Genomic DNA, 18,008 nt, shown 5'->3' with positions numbered 1-18,008 from the left:
CCGCTGTCGACCGTGGCGCGTACAGGGAAGATCCGCAGGATCTTGCCGGGCAGTGGGTAGCACGGCATGCCAAGTCGGGTCAGCGAACCGGACCCGTCGACCTTCACCGCCTCCAGCAGCTACATCGGCCCCTGCTCCGGCCGCCGGAGACCCACCCACAAGTACGGCAGCGGTGGACTGCCGCTGTGCCAGTGGTGCCTCGCCACCGCCCGCGACAGCTGGGGGCCGGCCGTGCGCTTCACCGACACCCGCCGCCAGACAGGTTGAAGAGACGCCGGCACAGGCGCGGCCGGGTGCCGGGAAGGTGCCCGCCCGCCAAGCGACTGCCAGAACGCGGCGTCCGCGGCACACACTTCGAATTGTGCGGGGCACGGCAGCCGTACCGGCTCACCACGGCTCAGGCCGCGGTCATCTGCTTCGGTTCGCGCACGGCACGGTGATGTTCGGCGTTGATACGGCGGGCTTCCTCGAGCTGGTCCTCGAGGATGACGATGCGGCAGGCCGCCTCGACGGGCATGCCCTGGTCGACGAGTTCACGGGCGCGGGCGGCGATACGCAGCTGGTAGCGGGAGTAGCGGCGGTGACCGCCCTGCGAGCGCAGTGGGGTGATCAGACGGGCCTCCCCGATGGCGCGCAGGAAGGCGGGGGTGGTGCCGAGCATGTCCGCGGCACGGCCCATCGTGTAGGCGGGATAGTCGTCGTCATCGAGACGGCCGAAGGAAGCGTCTGCTGTCACTTGCACCTCTCTGCGCTGTTCGGGGAACACGCTTGAGGGGCCCTGGTGCCGTACGGCACCAGGGCCCCGAAGGAACTGCTACACCATCTGCCGGCCTCAGTGCTGCGCCGGCCCTCTGTGTCCGCAGACCCGACCCGAATGCTGTCGGAACTGCTGGGATCGCGGTTGCTTGACCGGAGACCACCTCACTATCGATGTCCTGCGGTACCCGGGTTCAAGATGTCCGCCCGGGCGATCCTGATGGCGCTTCGCTCCTCCGTTCGTCCCTCTGGGTCACTACGTGTCCAACCGGTACTGCGTACTGCTGGTGGCCTGTGTCAGCGCCACTCCTTCGGCAGCCAGCCCCGTCACCTGTCCTGCAACTGCTCTGGCTTAGAACCCCACTGCCGAACCTCCCGGTACGCGCGCCCGCAGCCGACGCCTTTACCGAGGTGCTGCTCTCCTGCTGCACTGCTGGATCCTGCAACCTGCACTTGCGGGTACTGCTACCGCATGGACTGCGGTCCTGCTTGTGGCGGCCCCTGATCACTGCGGGCCACCCGGTCCGGCCGTCAGCCCCGTCACCGTCCTGCAACCGCTCTGGCTCCGGAACTCCACCGCCGCACCGTCTTGCGTACTGCAACTGCATACCGCTGACCGGCAGTTCATCTCTGCCAGGCCCTGCTGTCTCTCTGGGCTACGAGAGAAACCATAACACGACGCCAACCAATGTCTACTCTCGCCACGATAGATTTTCGCGTGTCCGGTGATGGATTAATCGCCCTCGAGCAGCGACAGAGGGCAGGAGCCGACCCACCGGCCGTCACCGCCGTCATCAACGGGCCGCACCGGAACACAAGGGCAGAGAGGCGGCCGGATGACGAAGAGGTCAGGGCATCCTGAACCACCGTTCGGGCCCGCAACAGCACCCCGTCGACCACGGTCAGGTGATCGGAGCGCTGCCCGCCGGGCCGACCGTCGGCTGTCGGCTGTCGGCTGTCGGCTGTCGGCTGTCGGCTGTCGGCTGTCGACCGGTAGCAATGACTCGGCCTTCTGCCACTACGCACTACTCAGCTCATACCACCGCACCATGCCCGGCACCTGCCCGGCCAAGAGCTTGGCCCACCCCACCCGACAAGAGCCACCAGAAACGGCCTGGTCGCCTCCAGCCGAGGCGGTCTTGGGCCCTCAGACTCCGGACAGCGCCGCCCGGCCGTACGCGGCCAGCCCGCACCCCATCCAGAAGTCGGCGCTGACATGGAACGCTGAAGGACGCAGCCGGTAGCACGTGACCTGATGTGATCGCTGGTCGTTGACGTCATACCGAGGCCGGCACGGCGACCGGCCTTGGTCGATCGCTGTGACCGCAGCGGTCACGCGAGGAGGCCGCGCCCGTGCTGAACACCCGCTCCTGCGACGGCCAGGAGACAGATGACGCGGTCCTCGACTGCCTGGCGCAGCTGACTTCCCGCGTGAATGAACGACTGGATCAGCTGTATCCCGTGCTGTCCCGTCAGGATGTGGCAGAGGCGTTCCTCGGCGCGGACAGCAGCTGGCGTGCCGTGCCTACCGACGTGCGTGCGCACGTGACCGCTCGCTGCCACGCAGGCATGATCGCGCCGATGCGATGGCTGATCGACCGGGGCGGACAGCGCTGGCGGCCCGGGCTGATGCTGCAGACCATGGACGTCCTTGGTGCAGACGGGCACCGTCTGGGCCCGCTGGCCGCCGCCATGGAGATGACACATGCCGGATCACTGGTCGTCGACGACATCGAGGACCGCTCCCCCATGCGGCGCGGCCACCCCTCGGTGCACGAGCAGTACGCCGTCCCTGTCGCCCTCAACGCGGGCACCGCAGCGTACTTCGCCCTCAGCACCGCCCTCACCCACTGCCTGCCCGAAGAGGCCAATCTGCGGGGCACGGCCCTGGAGGCCTACATGGCTGCGCTGCTTGCCGCGCACGCCGGGCAGAGCCTGGACATCCAGGGCCATACGCCACAGATGGATGCCGCTGTGGCCAGCGGAGACAACCGGCAACTGTTGCAGACCCTGCGGCTCACCTACCGGCTCAAGTCAGGTGCTGTGGAAGGCGCATGCCTGCAGATCGCCGCCCTGGCAAGCGGCGCTGCCCCTGCCATGCAGCTCGCCCTGAAGGAATACGGCACCGCCATGGGCTGCGCGTATCAGATCAGCGACGACGTCTCCGACCTCACCGGTGTACAACGCGCAGGACGAGCCACCAAACAGCCCGGCGAAGACCTCCGCAACGGCAAGGTGACCATGCCCTTGGCGCACGCCGTCACCCTGCTGTCCCGCTCCGCCGGGCGGCAACTGTGGGAGGCCGTCCGCCACGGCGGCGCCGACGACACCACGGTGCGCCAGGTAGCCGACGAGCTTGCCGCGTGCGGAGCCGTGGCCGCCTGCGCCGACCAGGCACGCGACAGCTTGAGGACCGCCTGGCGGCAACTGCAGCCCCTCCTGCCCGCCTCCCCCGCCACCGACATGCTGCACGCCATCGTCCAGTACGTGATCAACCGCAACCTGCCCCGGCCCACATCCGCGAACCAGAGGGCACAGGTCAGCTGTTGACCCGCACAGCGCAGCGCCGTCACAGCTGATTCTCCTGTTCGGACCACAGGGCGGTGGTGGGGCGGCCGTCTTCGAAGAAGATGCGGCGGACGGTGACGCCTTCGCGGACGTCGGCGCCCTGCTCGCGCGCGTGTGTGCAGGAGGAGGTGGTCGAACTCGCTGCGGATGACCCGGAAGCTGTAGGCGGCCGGTCGTCCCGGTTCGTCGAAGCCGAGAAACCACTCCTGGCCGCCCCAGCCGTAGAACGCTCCCTCTTGCGGACGAAGCCGTGCGTCTCGACCGTATCCCGCACTCCCAGGATGTCCAGCAACGGCAGAAGAGACGGCAGGAGCGACTCGCCGACGTGGTGGCGGGGGAAGCGATCGCGCTTCAGAAGCACCACCTCGATCCCCTCGCGGGCCATGAGCACCGCGGCGGTCGATCCGGCCGGGCCGCCGCCAATGAACAGGACACCGGTACGCTGCCTTGCATGGGCCCCTTCCGGCCGACACCGGCCTGATGCGATCACCGTAAGTGACACACTCGTTGCCATGAAGAGCGAGAAGCGGACCTCCGCCCCCAGACGCTCAGCGACGGCCACCGCCTCTTCCCGCCACCGCAGCGCTACACCCGTGGTGCGGATCGGTGTGGAAGAGGAGTACCTGGTGGTGGACCCGGTCTCCCGGCAGCTCAGCACCCGCGCGGACAAAGTCGTCACCGAAGCCGCCTTACAACTCGGCGACCGGGTCACCACCGAACTGACCCGCTACCAGGTCGAGGTCCGCACCCACCCTCACACCAGCCTCATCGACCTCGGCGACGACTTGCGCCACATCCGCCACGCCGTCGCACACGCCGCCGCCCGCCTGGGTCTGCGCATCATCTCCAGCGGAACACCCGTACTGGGTCAGCACACTCCCCCACCGCTGGCCGCCGGAGACCGCTACGCGCAGAGCCTGGCCACTTTCCGCGCCCTGGACCACGAACAAACCGTGTGCGCCTGCCATGTCCACGTCGAGATCCCCGACCTCACCACCGCGCTCGCCGTCAGCAACCACCTGCGGTCCTGGCTGCCCGCGCTGATCGCTCTGAGCGGCAACTCCCCCTACTGGAACGGCTACGACACCGGCTACGACAGCTGGCGCACCCTGACCTGGGGACGCTGGCCTGTCGCCGGACCCCCGCCCTACTTCGAGTCCGCCGCTCATTACGAGGACTTGCTCGGCCGGCTCCTCAGCAGCCAGACCCTCCTGGACCGCGGCGGCGTCTACTGGGACATCCGCCCCTCCCACCACGTGCCGACCCTCGAGATACGGGTGGCCGACGCCGCTCCCACCATCGACGACACCCTTCTCCTGGCTGCGGCCGTCAAAGGCCTCGCCGGCACAGCCCTCACCGCCGTACGCGACGGGCAACCCGGGCCGCGGCCGCAGGCGGAGATGCTGCGGGCGGCATGCTGGCGCGCCGCCCGCGACGGCGTGAGGGGTCAGAGCATCGACCTGGCCTCGGGCAGGCTGCAGCCCGCATCCCGCCACCTCGATCAGCTCTGGAACATCGTCATGCCCGCCCTGACCCCCGACGAGCTCACCCGTGTCCACCTGACCGGTCGGCACGCCGCCGAACGAGGCAACGGAGCCGCCCGTCAACGGGCCGCCTACCGCCACCGGCACAACTACCTCGACGTCGTCGACCATCTCGTACAACAAGCCACCGCCTGACCGGTCCCCTCCCCAGGAACAGCCATCTCCACGACAGCCAGCCTCTCTCCCAATGTGCGCACTGAATGGGGTGAGGACCCGAATGAGCTACTCACTTCTGACGCTTATTCGATTCCGGGGAAGATCCTTGGTGCCTTGCGGGCACGCACGGCGGTTGCCAGCTGGGCCGGCAGCGAAGCTGTCGCCGCCCTGCCTTGGTCGAGAGCCTGCCCGGTAGTGATCCGGTAGTGATTCGGTAGTGATACAGCATCGCTGCGGTTTCTCGCCTGGCTGGGGCGTTCGGGCGTACGACATCTCTCTCGATCTGGCCGATCTGGCGCTGTTTGAGGCGGCGTTCTGTTTCACCTGCCACGAGGTTCGCCTGCCGGGGGGCTGTGCCGTCCGATCTGACTACGCGGTTCTTCGACCCAGGCGTCCTTCGAGCGCAATCCCTGCTGTCTCTCTTTCGCAAGGCAGTCCCATAGCCGACCGACATGGAGAGCGTCACGCCTCGGCCTGGGTCACAGATCCTGAGCTTCGGCTCGTCAGGGCCTGTGAACAAACCCCGTCTGCCCGCAGCAGCATGCGGTGCGCCCGCCCCTCGGGCGGACGGCGATTCGTTCGCAGACTCTGAGCTGAACCGCTGACGGGGTGGTTCGGAATACGCCAGAGACCTGCCTTCTGCCAGCGGCAGAACACCGGCCCGACCGGGCTCGACGATCACTACAGTCCAGGCTCATGACGACAGTTGCAACGCGCACGATCGAATACGCGGCCGACGGCCTGACGATGATCGGGCACCTCGCACTCCCGGCCGGTGTCGACCGCCGGCCCGCGGTCCTGGTCGGGCCCGAGGGAGTGGGGCTCAGCGACGTCGAGCGCCGCCGGGCCGATGCGCTCGCCGAGTTGGGATACGTGGCGCTGGCCTTCGACCTCCACGGCGGGCGCTATCTGGGCGACCCTGAGGAGATGTTGGCCCGTTGCATGCCGTTGCTCGCCGACCCCGACCGGATGCGGGGCATCGGCCACGCGGCGCTCGACGTGCTCCGCGCCGAGCCGCGGACCGACCCGAACCGGATCGCCGCCGTCGGCTACGGCACCGGGGGCGCAATCGCGCTGGAACTCGGGCGCGACGGTGTCGACCTGCGCGCGATCGCGACAGTCAACGGACTGACCACGGGCCGACCAGGCGAGACGGCGCGCATTCACTGCCCGGTGTGGGCCGGGGTCGGGTCGGAGGACCCGATCATGCCGCCCGCGCAACGGGACGCGTTCACCGCCGAGATGCAAGCTGCGAGCGTCGACTGGCGCCTCGTGGTCTACGGCGGCGCCCTGCACGCCTTCCATCACCCACCGGTCGACCACATCGTGCTTCCCGGGGTCGGTCATCACCCTCAGCACGCGCAGCGAGCTTGGCGGGACGTCGTCGACCTGCTCGCCGAGTGCCTGCCCGTAGCGGAGTGATCAGGGCAGACCGGGGTTTGTTCACAGGACCTCAGGGGCGGAGTTGCTCCTTCGATCCGGCCGGACTCCCTGCAACCGCTCCCGAGCGGATCCGGTGCCTGATCCCTGAGACCGCGTTCGAGATCTGCTCTGTCTCGTGGACGAGGTGCCGCAGGAGTGACCGGTGCTGTTGAGGGGGCTACCTGACGGAGGTGGCCGATGAGGTGGTGGCGAAGCAGTGCCTCATCAGGCGAGGAAAGCGAACGGTGGCGTAGGAACCGGCGGTTGCAGAGTCAGCTAATGTCCGAGCATGGCGGAGAAGGACATACCCGGGACAGCACCAGACGATCCTGTGGCAGCCAAGTGGCAGGTCGTGCGCGAGATGGACGCGAACCTCATCGACAAGGCCCTTGTAGAGGCGGCCTACGCAAACCCTGCCCTCCGGGCTCTGTTTCCGCTGGTCAGCCATGGATCACTGCAGTTCAGCCGGTGCACCCGCTTCCCTTGGTCGCAGGACCTGCCCTCGATCTTCCCTCTCTTCGGTGGACGATTTCGTGTGAGGCGGCTGCATGACCCGCGAGGCTCGGGACAGCAGGAGGCCGGCGAAGCCGACTCGGCCGAAGAAGCCGTCAAACTCGTAGCCTCACACCTTCCCGCAGGCTGCGGTTCCGCCGTGGACGGCACACCCGACGTCCTCGAACCACTCAGCTGAGTCAGGTAGCTCGTCCGGCCGCGGTGCGTACGAGCGGGTGCGGGCCCGGCCGCATCGCCGGACCGTCACGGGTGAGTGTGCGGATCATGGTGCCGATCATCGCCCAGCGGATCACGGTCTCGGACCGGGCCGGAATGGTCTCGTAGTCCCGGGCCAGGCGGCGGTCGGCGGTGAGCCAGGAGAAGGTGCGCCCGGTCGCCCAGCGCTTGGGGCGGGCCTGGAAGCCGCACTGGCCAAGCCGTTCACGGACGATGACCAGCTCGCGGCCGAGGATCCGGGCAGTCCCATCGACCAGGCGGCCGGCGAAGCCCTAGCCCTGATCCGCCCAGCACTTGTGGATCTGCGGGTGGTCGAGCCGGGCCCACAAGAGCGATGGGGAGAGACGACCTCGTCGCTGGTCTGCCGCACCGCAAGCTGCTACGGGATGGAAGCGAAGGTGTTGCGGACCTGCTGGAAGTAGCGCAACTGCCCGCCTGGGCACGAGGGCGGGGGCGCGCGGGCCGACGCCGAGGTGCTGCTGAACGCGGTCGGACGCGGCCTCCCGGCAGACCTGTGCGGCGTGGAGGAAGGCGTGCCGGCACAGAGGCAGGCAGGGTCAATGACATTGCCGCTGGCGCAGTCGTTACGGTGATCACCCGTCCAGTCGCAGACGAAGAATCTGCTGGCAGAGCTCCGTCTTCCCTACCACCGTCGGTCACTTACCGTGCCTGTAGCCGTGCCACAGGCCGACCGCCGCCACCTCACAGCAAGGCCGACCTGGGGAGCGCCTAGGGAGAATAGGCCGTATAGCGCGGGACGAAGCTGAAAGGCGCTGAAACAAGCGTCGGCACAGGCCAGAAGCATGAATTGCCACGTAGGCGCAGGTCGATGCCCTCAGGTAGACAACTTCATGACGTACGTACCGAGATCGTCCGCCTCGACGAGCCCCGGCAGCTAGCCACCCTCACACAGGGGCGTGATATAGCGAGTAGCAGTGACCTGTTTCAGGATTTATCCAGGCCACCCATTCATTCAACCTTGCAATCCACGATCAATTGCGGAGGGGTGCGGCAGCGGGAATCACCCGCCCCCAAGCAGTCCGTCGACGGCAGTACGCCTCCAGCCTCCAGCGTGAAGTGAGCACAGTAACCGAGGGTGATCACGGACGAGGAGTGCCCGAGCCACCGCCCACGGAAGCCGCCTTTCGGGGCCGCCGCCCGCCGCCAGGAGTTCGCTCCAGCCGTGGACACCGCCCCACGCCCCGCAGCGGCCCCGCGTCGCATCAGTCGCATCAGTCGCATCAGTCGAGGGCATGGTCGCGACCGGTCCGCAGGATCTCGTCGGAGAGCTCGGGCTCGACGTGGCGCACGGCGCGGGCGAGCACCATCGCGCCGACCATCTCGCTGAGCAGGCGGACGGCCTTGTGGCGGGCCTCGTCCGGATCGAGCTCGTACCCCTCGTCCTCGGCTTCGCGCAGGAACTCGGCGGTGAAGCCGGTGAGATACCCCTGGACACCTTCGGCGTACACGCTCTGTACGGCTTCGCCGTGCCGTCCGGCGTCGGTGACCAGGGAGGCGGAGGGGCAGCCACCGTCCGAGGCGTCACGGTGCGCGGTGGACAGGTACCCGGCCACGACCCGCTGCAGCGGAGAGCCGCCCTGGTCCGGACCACCCTCGACGGTCCGGGCCATGCTCCCGAGCGAGGCGGCGAAGGAGGCGCCGCACACCTCCACGACCAGGTCGTCCTTGGAGGCGAAGTGGTTGTAGAAGCCGCCGTGGGTGAGTCCGGCCCCCTTCATCAGTTCGGCGATACCGACGGCGTCGATGCCCTGCGAACGGAACATGCGGCCCGCCGCTTCGATGATGTTCTGCCGATTGCGGGCCTTGTCCTCCTTGGTGATCCGCGGCATTGCCGTCCTCTCGCGTCGCTCCCGGCTTGACCTTTTCGATGACGCCTCTCATCATAACAAGGGTTTCAATGATGCCCATCATTAATAACGAGGGAAGGGGGCGCCGTGCGCGCCATCACCTACGACCGGCACGGAGAAGCCGGGCAGGTACTACGTCTGAGCGAGCAGCCGGCCCCTGCCCCGCCCGCGGCGGGGCAGGTACGGGTGCGGGTGCTGTACCGGCCGATCCACCCCGGCGACCTGGCGGGGGTGCAGGGCTTCCCGGGCGGGCCGCGGCAGCGGTTCGCCACGCCACGTGTTCCCGGCCTGGAGGGAATGGGTCTCGTCGAGACCGTCGGCGAGGGCGTACGGGATCTGCGGCCCGGTCAGCGGGTGGCGTTCTTCCCGGTGCCGGAGGCGTGGAGCGAACTCCTCACGGCGCCCGCCGATCTGGTGGTGCCGGTGCCCGAGGATGTCAGCGACGAGACCGCGTCCTTGATGCTGGTCAATTCCGTCACCCTGCTCACCCTGCTGCGGGCGGTCGAGGACGCCCGGCACGGCCAGGCAGGTCCGGTGGTGCAGACGGCCGCCGGTTCGTCGGTGGGAAAACTGGTCAGCGCCGCGGCGCTCGAGCACGGCATCCCGCTGGTCAACCTGGTACGCAGTGCCATCGGGGCCCAGACTCTGCGGGAACGCTTCCCCGGACTGTCGGCCGTCTCGACGGCCGACGCTGACTGGCGCACCCAGGTCCGGGACGCGACCGGCGGCCGGGGTGCCCGGGTCGTACTGGACGCGGTGGGCGGATCCCTGGCCGGTGAGCTGATCGAGCTGCTCGACGACGGCGGCACGCTGATCACCTACGGACAGCTGGGTTCCGGCGACCTGCCACTGGAGTCGCACACGCTGACACTGCGCTCCCTGACCGTGCGGGGCGTGTCCATCGGCCGGTGGATGACCCGTACGCCCGAGGAACGGTCCGAGGACGTCGCCTTCGCCGTCCGTCTGGCCGCGACCGCCCCGGAACTCTTCGAGGTCGCGGCCCGCTACGACCTCGCCGACTTCGCGAAGGCCGTCGACCATGTCCGCCGCCCCGGCAAGAGCGGAACCGTCCTGCTCACCAGTCCCGCGTCCTGAATGAACCCCACGAAGGGCACCGCCATGAAGATCGGAACCCTCGGTGCCGGAACCGTCGCCCAGGCCATCGCCCGCCACGCCGTGGCCCAGGGCCACCAGGTCGTGCTGAGCAACAGCCGCGGACCCGCCTCCCTGGCCGGGCTCGCCGACGAGCTCGGACCGCTCGCCCACGCCGGCACCCCGGAGGAAGCCGCCGCGGCGGAACTCGTCGTGCTCGCGGTCGGCTGGCCCCGGATCCCGGACGCGGTAGCCGGCCTGCCGCCCTTCGACGGGCGCGTCGTCGTCGACGCCACCAACCAGTTCGCCTCCCCGCCCCCGCACGCGAAGATCGCCGACCTGGGCGAGCTGACCGGCAGCGAACACGTCGCCTCGCTGCTGACCGGAGCCCGCGTCGTCAAGGCGTTCAACACCCTCCACGGCCGGTACATCGCCGCCGACCCGCGCCACCGGGCCGGACGCCAGGTGCTGTTCCTCGCCGGTGACGACGCCGACGCCAAGACAACCGTCAAGGACCTCACCGCCGCCTTCGGCTTCGCCCCCGTCGACCTCGGCCCCCTGCGCGAGGGCGGACGCCTCATGCAGCTCGGCGGCCCGCTCTCCGCCCTCCACGCCCTCAAACAGGACTGAGCCGGGCCCTCACCCGCCCCTCGCTCGCCTCCTCATCAGCCCCACGACGCAAGGAAGTCGCCCATGACCACCCAGCCCCTGCTGCAGCCCGTCCGCCTCGGCGCGCTGGAACTCCCCAACAGCGTCGTCATGGCCCCCATGACCCGCGCCCGCGCCCAGAACGCCGAGCTGGCCCCCACCGACCTGCACGCGACCTACTACGCGCAGCGCGCCGGCGCCGGCCTGATCGTCACCGAGGGAACCTGGGTCAGCCCCGACGCAATCGGCTTCGTCCACGTCCCCGGCATCTACACCGACACGCAGACCGCCGGCTGGGTGAAGGTCACCGAAGCCGTCCACGAGGCGGGCGGGCGGATCGTCTCCCAGCTCGGCCACGTCGGCGCGGCCTCCCACCCGGACCACCTCGGCGGCCGCCTGCCCGCCGGCCCCTCGGCCGTCAACCCCGGCGAGAAGTCCTTCACCCCCTCCGGCCCGAAGGACACCCTCACCCCGCGCGCCTACACCGCCGCCGAGATCGCCGACACCATCGCCGACTACCGTCATGCGGCCGCGAACGCCCGCCGTGCCGGCTTCGACGGCGTGGAAATCCACGCCCAGGTGTCCCACTTGATCCCGCAGTTCCTCAACCCCCGCCTCAACCGGCGCACCGACGCCTACGGAGGCAGCAGCGAGAAGCGGGCCCGGTTCCTCCTCGACGTCCTCGACGCCGTCGGTGACGCGTGGGACAGCGACCGCATCGGCGTGAAAATATCCCCGGCCTGGACCGGCGGAACCGCGTTCACCGCGGACGAGGAGACACTCGCCGACTACGACCAGCTGCTCAAGAAGCTCAACGACAGCAACCTGGCCTACCTGCACCTCCTGGGCACCCCCGGCACCATCGAGGAACGCATCGCCCTCTTCTCCCGCTACCGCGCCCACTACCAGGGCAACATCGTCGCCAACCTCGGCTTCACCCAGGCCCTCGGCAACGAGATCCTCGCCCACGGCATCGTCGACGCGGTCTCCTTCGGCGCCCCCTTCATCGCCAACCCCGACCTGGTCGAGCGCTTCGCGCAGGGCCACCCGCTGGCCGACAGCGACCGGGACACCCACTACGCCGGTCACACCGAGGGCTACACCGACTACCCGGCCTTCACCGCCGCCTGAACAAGAAGGACCCCCGCGTCTGAGCCCCGAGCCCCGCAGCACCACCCCACTGCTGGTGAGGCCGACATCGGGCCGGCCTCACCAGCAGTGTCGACACCTACGAACGAGAAGAACTCGTTGCTCCGGCCGGCACTCCCGAAGCCGCCACGAAGCGCCGTCGATCCAGGACCCGGCAAGACCGTCGCGGCCCCGGACGCAGGACACGTCCCGCCCGCACCGTGCGGCTGCTCACCGGCGGCCCTGCCGAACAGACCATCGCCCTCGATCTCGTATCTCTGCCGCCTGCCGCCTGCCGCCTGCCATCCGCCACCCGTCACCCGTCACCCGCCGCCGGGGCCCGCTCTGGCGTCTGCGCAGCGTCGGCCAGGGCTACGACCACGGTCTTGATGCCCTCGCTCGCAGATACGGGAGCTACATCGCCGACTGAACGACGCCACGAGACCTGAAAAAAGCCGAAAGGACGACCTGCGCCGGCCGAGCCGCGACCGTACGACACGCACCGCCAGGAGCGGCGTCCGGGACATCAGGATGCGCGGCCGTACCACTACGATCACTGCTCACCGGTGGCACCCGCGCACATGCCACGGTTCCGGGCCGCGCCGCTCACGGCGCGCCGGCCGACCGGCCACCGGGCGCACACCGTGCCCCCACCGGCGGGAGCGACCCGTCCGGTGGCACAGGAAGGCGTGATAGACACCCTGCTCCGCGTGGATCTCGACTTCGTCAAGAAGTCGCCGGATCTCCGGACCGCCTGAACCATGCGGGCGACGTACCCGTACCCCTTGTCGAATAGACGTACTTTCAAGTAAACGCACCTCGGTGCATCTGCACATCTGCACATCTGTGGAAGGGACCGCCACTATGTCCAGCGAATCCATTCAGCCCGCGCCGGCACTCTGCCGTCGCACCCTCCTGGCGGGGCTGGGCGCGGCCGGTATCGCCGCCGCGCTCACCGCCTGCGGGGGCTCCGACGACAAGTCGTCCGACGCGTCCGGCTCCTCCGACGCGTCGTCCGGCTCCTCCGCCGGCGGCGCGGCGCTGGCCAAGACCACCGACATCCCGGAGGGCGGCGGCAAGATCTTCGCCGATCAGTCGGTGGTCGTCACCCAGCCGACGGCGGGCGAGTTCAAGGCCTTCTCGACGGTGTGCCCGCATCAGAAGCAGCGCGTGAACAGCGTGGAGAACGGCCTCATCACCTGCCCCGCCCACGGCAGCCAGTTCAGCGTCACGGACGGCGGCGTCAAGAAGGGACCCGCGACCAGCGGACTGACCACCGCCGAGATCAAGGTGAGCGGGGACTCGATCACCCTCGCCTGACCGCGCCCGGCCGTCCCAGGCAGGCCAGCACGTCGTCCGTGGTGGTGATGGTGGCCACCAGGGCGAGCGTGTTGCGGATCATCGCGGGGGTGTAGTCGGCGGGTACGCCCGCGATGGCGTCCCGCACGACGACGGCGGTGTAGCCGCGGTTCACCGCGTCGAACACCGTGTTGGGCACCGCCACGTTGGCGGAGACACCGGTCACGACGAGTGTGCGGCAGCCCAGGTTGCGCAGCAGCGCGTCGGCCTCGGTGCCGGCCAGCGGCGACAGTCCGTGCAGGCGGCGTACGACGAGGTCCTGGGCGGCGACCTCGATGGGCGGCGCCACGCGGACCGCCGTACTGCCCACCAGTTGCCGGACGGGCAGGCGTTCGGCCGCGCGGAACAGCCGGGCGTTGCGATTGGCGCCGCGGCCGTCCGGGCGGCGCTCGGCGATCGCGTGCATCACCTGTACGCCGCTCTCGTGGGCCGCGTCCACCAGGCGCGCGATCCTGTCCAGCACGCCCGACGCACGGGCCGCCCGGGCGAGTTCGGGCAGTGCGCCGTCCGGGCCGACGACACCCTGCTGGCACTCGACCGTCAGCACCACCGTGGTCGCGGGATCGAGGAGTTCCCTGAGCTCTTCGTACGACGGCATGGTGTCCCCTGTCGGTCGCGAGGGCGGCCCCGGCCGGGCGGCGGAGGCGGGCGAGCGTAGCCACCATTGCGTACGGACGGAAGACAGCCCATGCTTTCCCGACGCGACGTCAGGCCGGACGTCGCGGGACAGCGCGGAGAAGGGAACCCGTATGGCCGCCACGCAGCGCCGGGGACGAAGAATCATGATGACGCCCGACGAACTGGACGAGTTCCTCACCGCTCAGCGCACCTGCCGGGTGGCGACCGTCTCGGCCGACGGGGCCCCGCACGTCAGCACGCTCTGGTTCGCCTGGGACGGCAAGTCCCTCTGGCTGTACTCGATCACCCGCAGCAAGCGGTGGGCCGACCTGCGCCGCGATCCTCGGGTGGCCGTCGTCGTGGACACGGGCGAGGAGTACGGCGAGCTGCGGGGCGTCGAGCTGTCGGGCTCGGTGGAGTTCGTCGGCGAGGTACCGCGTACGGGCGAGCCGTGCCCCGAACTCGACTCCGTGGAGCGGTTGTTCGCCCACAAGAACTTCGGCGTCGAGGAGCTGCCGCACGACGGACGGCACGCCTGGATGCGGCTGACGCCGGAGGCGACGGCGTCCTGGGACTTCCGCAAACTCGCCACGCTCTGACGGCGGACGGCCAGCTGCGGGCGGCGGACGGCTGACAGCGAGCTGCGGGCGGCTGACAGCCGACAGCGGACAGCGGACAGCGAGCGGCGGGCAGCAGGTAGCAGGCGGTTCATCCGTACGTCGAGCCTGCCGTCCGCAGCGCGTCCGCCACCGCGCGGATCGACGGGCGGCGATCGGCGTCGGCCCGCCACACGGCGTAGACGTGCCGGGTGACCCGGTTGCGCACCGGGACCGTCCGCACGCCCGCCGGCACCGGGCCGCGTCCGAGCCGGGGTGCCACGCACACACCGAGTCCCGCCGCGACCAGCGCGAGCTGTGTGTGGTGCTCCCCCGCGCGGTGGGCGATCACCGGCTCGATCCCTGCGCCCCGCAGGGTGAAGAGCAGCCACTCGTGGCAGAACTCGCCCTCCTGCCAGGCGACCCACTCGTCGTCGGCGAAGTCCTCGAGGTCCACCTCCGCGCGTTCGGCGTGGCGGTGCCCCGCGGGCATCGCCACGTCGATGGGGTCGTCCAGGAGCGAGGCCTTGACCAGCCCTTCGGGCATGGGCAGCGGCTTGTTGTACCAGTCCAGCACCACCGCGAGGTCGATGTCGCCGCGCAGCACCCCGGCCACCCCGGCCTCCGGCTCCAGCTCGCCCGAGCGGACGCGCAGGGCGGGGTGCCCGGCGCGCAGCGCCGTCAGGGCTGCGGGGAACAGCCCGCGGGCCGCCGTGGGGAACCCGGACAGCCGCAGCTCCCCCACCACCTGCCCGCGCTGCGCCTCCAGGTCGGACTGGGCGAGCTCGACCTGGGACAGGATGCGGGCGGCGTGGTCGGCGAGCAGCCGCCCGGCGTCGGTGAGCCGCACCCCCCGCCCGTTCTTGGCGAGCAGCTGCTGCCCCACCTCCCGCTCCAGCTTGGACAGTTGCTGGGAGACGGCCGATGTCGTCACATGCAGCCCCTCGGCCGCACCGCCGACCGAGCCGTGGCGGGCGAGGGCGTCGAGCGTGCGCAGGCGCTCCAGATTCAACATGTAAGCGATACTACGAGATACCGGGCAAGAAGTATCGCTTGTTCTACTAGATCATCTCCGTCATCGTGAGAGACATGAGCGCCCCGACCGAGCCCCACCCACCGCTTCCCGCCCTGCCCGCCGCCGCCCTGCCCGCCGCCGCTGTGCCCGCCGCCACCGTGCCCGGCACCGAGGGACGCCCCGGCCCAGGACGGGTGCCCGCCGCGGCGCCCGCCGCCCCGGCACCGGTCCTCGACTGGCGTCTGCGCTTCGGCGCCCTCTCCCTCGTCTGGGGCTTCAGCTTTCTGCTCATCAAGGTGGGCACGGACGGTTACGCACCCTTCCAGGTGACGCTCGGCCGCCTGCTGTTCGGCACGCTCGTCCTCGCCGCCGCGATGGCCTGGAAGCGGGAACGCCTTCCGAGTGGGGCCCGCACCTGGGGGCACCTGGCGGTCGCGGCCCTCCTCCTCAACGCCCTGCCGTTCTCCCTGTTCGCGTACTCGGAGCTGACGATCCCGTCCACCCTGGCGGGCATCTGCAACGCGACCTCGCCCCTGTGGGGCATGGCCCTGTCGATGGTCGCCCTCTCCGAGGACCGGCCCACCCGCCACCGCGTGGCCGGTCTCGGCATCGGGTTTCTCGGTGTGCTGACGGTGCTCGGTGTCTGGCAGGGCTTCCACGGCCTGGACGCCGCGGGCACCGCGATGGCGCTGTTCGCCTCGCTCAGCTATCCGGTCGGCTGGATCTACGTCCGCCGCACCCTGGCCGGCTCCGGCCACTCCCACCTGTCGCTGACCGGCGCCCAGCTCCTGCTCGCGACGGCGCAACTGGCCTTCGTCACCCCGCTGTTCACCTCGGCGCCGGCCCGCTTCGCGCTCGTACCGCTGCTCGCGGTGATCGCGCTGGGCGCTCTCGGCACCGGCTTCGCCCTGCTCGTCCAGTACGGCCTGGTCGCCGAGGTCGGCCCGACGACGGCCCAGATGGTCACGTACTTCATCCCGGTCATCGCCACCGCCGCCGGTGTCGCGATCCTCGGCGAACCCCTCGCCTGGTCGACACCGGTGGGCGCCGCCGTCGTGCTGGCGGGAGCGGCACTGACCCGGTCCGGGCCGAGGACCCCGCGGTCGCGGCCCGGAAGGGGGAAGGAGGCCGCCGGGACCACCCGGCACGGCCGGGACGGCGGTGGCGCTCCCGGTCAGACGTAACGCCCGGCGGGCGCCGGCCCCACCGCCGCGGCGACCGCGTCCGCCACCCCCTGCGCCTCCCCCACGGCGAGGGTCGAGACGGTGATCCGCAGTCCGGGCGGCGCGTCCATACGGAAGCGTGCCCCCGCCGCCACCGCCCAGCCGGAGTGCAGCAGCCGCGCGACGGCCCCGGTCTCGTCCGGGACGGGCACCCACACGTTCATGCCGCTACGCCCGTACGCCTCGATGCCGTGCTCCGCGAGCGCGCCGATCAGCGCGTCCCGGCGCCGCCCGTACGCCGACGCGACGGCCGCGGTGTCCACGGCGCCGTCCGACCACAGCCGCACGACGGCCCGTTGCAGCAGCCGGCTCACCCAGCCGGGACCGAGCCGCTGCCGGCCCTGGACGCGGTCCATGGTGACGGGGTCGCCGGTGAGGACCGCCAGGCGCAGATCGGGTCCGTACGCCTTGGCGACCGAGCGCGTGAAGGCCCAGTGCCGGGTCACGCCCGCCAGCGGATGCAGGGGCAGATCGACGATGCGGTGCCCGTGGTCGTCCTCGACGAGCAGGGTCTGCGGATGCTCCGCCAGCACGGCTCGCAGGGCACGCGCGCGCGTGGCGCCCACCGCGGCGCCGGTCGGGTTCTGCGCGCGGTCGGTGACGATCAGGGCCCGCGCCCCGCCTTCCAGAGCGGCCCGTACGTCGCCGGGCAGCGGCCCCTCGGTGTCGACGCCGACGGGAACGGCCCGCAGTCCGAGGGCCGGCACCAGGTCGAGCACGCTGTGCCAGCCGGGGTCCTCGACGGCGACCGCGTCCCCCGGCCTCAGGTGCGCGGCCAGCACCCGCTCGATACCGTCGAGCGACCCCGAGGCGACGACGACCGGCCCGTCCGGCACCCCGTCCGCGTCCAGGTCCGCGCGGGCGAGCCGCGCCAGCTCCGGTTCCACCGCGGCCGCCCCGTACAGCGTCGGTTCGCGGTCCGAGCGTTCCGCGGCCGCCGCCAGCGCCCCGGCGAGCGGGGGCAGCAGAGCCGGGTCGGGGTTGCCGTCGGACAGGTTCCGTACGCCGGGCGGCACATGCAGCCGGGACAGCTCCCGGGCGGTCGTCGCCGGCTTGGAGCGGACCCGGCTGCCCCGCCGGCCCGCGGTCTCGATGACCCCGCGTTCACGCAGCGTGCGGTAGGCGGCCGCCACGGTATTGGGGTTCACCTCCAAGCGGGACGCCAACTCCCGCATCGGCGGAAGCAGTTGGCCGGGTTCCAACTCCCCCGCTCCCACCGCCCGCTCGACACTGGCCGCAATCTCGGCTGCGCGCCTGCCCTCGATCCGATACTCTCCTAGCACAAA

Annotated in this window: 17 protein-coding genes and 1 pseudogene; 12 read left to right on the top strand and 6 right to left on the bottom strand. The window is 70.4% G+C overall.

What is annotated here, in order from left to right:
- Window positions 1-66: 66 nt before the first annotated feature.
- Window positions 67-267, top strand: a complete 201-nt coding sequence (locus QFZ75_RS32865) for a hypothetical protein (RefSeq protein WP_307542723.1) — start codon at window positions 67-69, stop codon at window positions 265-267.
- A gap of 130 nt (window positions 268-397) precedes the next feature.
- Here QFZ75_RS32865 and QFZ75_RS32860 read toward each other — a convergent pair whose 3' ends face one another.
- Window positions 398-736: a MerR family transcriptional regulator gene (locus QFZ75_RS32860; RefSeq protein ID WP_307542721.1), complete on the bottom strand. Its 339-nt coding sequence runs from the start codon at window positions 734-736 to the stop codon at window positions 398-400.
- Window positions 737-2,109: 1,373 nt separating this feature from the next.
- On the opposite strand from QFZ75_RS32860, the gene QFZ75_RS32855 reads away from it, so the two are divergent.
- Complete coding sequence (locus tag QFZ75_RS32855; RefSeq protein ID WP_307542719.1) at window positions 2,110-3,306, top strand: polyprenyl synthetase family protein; 1,197 nt, start codon at window positions 2,110-2,112, stop codon at window positions 3,304-3,306.
- A gap of 19 nt (window positions 3,307-3,325) precedes the next feature.
- Here QFZ75_RS32855 and QFZ75_RS32850 read toward each other — a convergent pair whose 3' ends face one another.
- Entirely contained in the window at window positions 3,326-3,886 is a 561-nt protein-coding gene (locus tag QFZ75_RS32850) for an NAD(P)/FAD-dependent oxidoreductase (RefSeq protein ID WP_307542717.1), read from the bottom strand.
- Between the two features lie 46 nt (window positions 3,887-3,932).
- Here QFZ75_RS32850 and QFZ75_RS32845 point away from each other — a divergent pair, with 46 nt between their 5' ends.
- From QFZ75_RS32845 to QFZ75_RS32835, 3 genes are all read left to right on the top strand, one after another.
- Window positions 3,933-5,003, top strand: coding sequence for a glutamate--cysteine ligase (locus tag QFZ75_RS32845; protein WP_307542716.1), 1,071 nt, complete (start codon window positions 3,933-3,935; stop codon window positions 5,001-5,003).
- 717 nt (window positions 5,004-5,720) lie between these two features.
- Window positions 5,721-6,446, top strand: coding sequence for a dienelactone hydrolase family protein (locus QFZ75_RS32840; protein WP_307542714.1), 726 nt, complete (start codon window positions 5,721-5,723; stop codon window positions 6,444-6,446).
- Window positions 6,447-6,735: 289 nt separating this feature from the next.
- Window positions 6,736-7,137 carry a DUF6193 family natural product biosynthesis protein gene (locus QFZ75_RS32835; protein WP_307542712.1) on the top strand — a complete coding sequence of 134 codons (402 nt, stop codon included), beginning with the start codon at window positions 6,736-6,738 and terminating at the stop codon, window positions 7,135-7,137.
- A gap of 1,279 nt (window positions 7,138-8,416) precedes the next feature.
- Here the strand turns inward: QFZ75_RS32835 and QFZ75_RS32825 are convergent.
- Window positions 8,417-9,025 carry a TetR/AcrR family transcriptional regulator gene (locus tag QFZ75_RS32825; RefSeq protein WP_307542710.1) on the bottom strand — a complete coding sequence of 203 codons (609 nt, stop codon included), beginning with the start codon at window positions 9,023-9,025 and terminating at the stop codon, window positions 8,417-8,419.
- Between the two features lie 105 nt (window positions 9,026-9,130).
- Here QFZ75_RS32825 and QFZ75_RS32820 point away from each other — a divergent pair, with 105 nt between their 5' ends.
- The 5 genes and pseudogenes from QFZ75_RS32820 (at window position 9,131) to QFZ75_RS32805 (ending at window position 13,231) form a co-directional block, all read left to right on the top strand.
- Window positions 9,131-10,138, top strand: a complete 1,008-nt coding sequence (locus QFZ75_RS32820) for a zinc-binding dehydrogenase (RefSeq protein ID WP_307542708.1) — start codon at window positions 9,131-9,133, stop codon at window positions 10,136-10,138.
- 24 nt (window positions 10,139-10,162) lie between these two features.
- Window positions 10,163-10,765, top strand: a complete 603-nt coding sequence (locus QFZ75_RS32815) for an NADPH-dependent F420 reductase (RefSeq protein ID WP_373465975.1) — start codon at window positions 10,163-10,165, stop codon at window positions 10,763-10,765.
- Between the two features lie 63 nt (window positions 10,766-10,828).
- Entirely contained in the window at window positions 10,829-11,914 is a 1,086-nt protein-coding gene (locus QFZ75_RS32810; RefSeq protein ID WP_307542703.1) for an alkene reductase, read from the top strand.
- A gap of 191 nt (window positions 11,915-12,105) precedes the next feature.
- Window positions 12,106-12,341: pseudogene (locus tag QFZ75_RS41240) on the top strand (DNA polymerase III); the annotation flags it as partial.
- Window positions 12,342-12,775: 434 nt separating this feature from the next.
- Window positions 12,776-13,231: a Rieske (2Fe-2S) protein gene (locus QFZ75_RS32805; RefSeq protein WP_307542701.1), complete on the top strand. Its 456-nt coding sequence runs from the start codon at window positions 12,776-12,778 to the stop codon at window positions 13,229-13,231.
- Here QFZ75_RS32805 and QFZ75_RS32800 read toward each other — a convergent pair.
- Window positions 13,218-13,868 (bottom strand): cysteine hydrolase, encoded by a 651-nt coding sequence (locus tag QFZ75_RS32800; RefSeq protein WP_307542699.1) that lies wholly within the window; start codon window positions 13,866-13,868, stop codon window positions 13,218-13,220. The genes QFZ75_RS32805 and QFZ75_RS32800 overlap by 14 nt on opposite strands.
- A gap of 151 nt (window positions 13,869-14,019) precedes the next feature.
- On the opposite strand from QFZ75_RS32800, the gene QFZ75_RS32795 reads away from it, so the two are divergent.
- On the top strand, window positions 14,020-14,487 hold the full coding sequence (locus QFZ75_RS32795) for a pyridoxamine 5'-phosphate oxidase family protein (protein WP_307542698.1): 468 nt from the start codon (window positions 14,020-14,022) through the stop codon (window positions 14,485-14,487).
- Between the two features lie 109 nt (window positions 14,488-14,596).
- Here the strand turns inward: QFZ75_RS32795 and QFZ75_RS32790 are convergent, their stop codons facing one another.
- Entirely contained in the window at window positions 14,597-15,499 is a 903-nt protein-coding gene (locus tag QFZ75_RS32790) for a LysR family transcriptional regulator (protein WP_307542696.1), read from the bottom strand.
- Between the two features lie 74 nt (window positions 15,500-15,573).
- On the opposite strand from QFZ75_RS32790, the gene QFZ75_RS32785 reads away from it, so the two are divergent.
- On the top strand, window positions 15,574-16,683 hold the full coding sequence (locus QFZ75_RS32785; protein WP_307542694.1) for a DMT family transporter: 1,110 nt from the start codon (window positions 15,574-15,576) through the stop codon (window positions 16,681-16,683).
- On the opposite strand, the gene QFZ75_RS32780 is transcribed toward QFZ75_RS32785, so the two are convergent.
- Window positions 16,674-18,005, bottom strand: coding sequence for an aminotransferase class I/II-fold pyridoxal phosphate-dependent enzyme (locus tag QFZ75_RS32780; protein WP_307542692.1), 1,332 nt, complete (start codon window positions 18,003-18,005; stop codon window positions 16,674-16,676). The two genes, QFZ75_RS32785 and QFZ75_RS32780, sit on opposite strands and share 10 nt — an antisense overlap.
- Between the last annotated feature and the right edge of the window lie 3 nt (window positions 18,006-18,008).

The organism is Streptomyces sp. V3I8 (assembly GCF_030817535.1).
GTDB lineage: Bacteria > Actinomycetota > Actinomycetes > Streptomycetales > Streptomycetaceae > Streptomyces.
The sequence above is the reverse complement of the archived record's forward strand: the minus strand, read 5'-3'. Positions and strand labels throughout refer to the sequence as shown.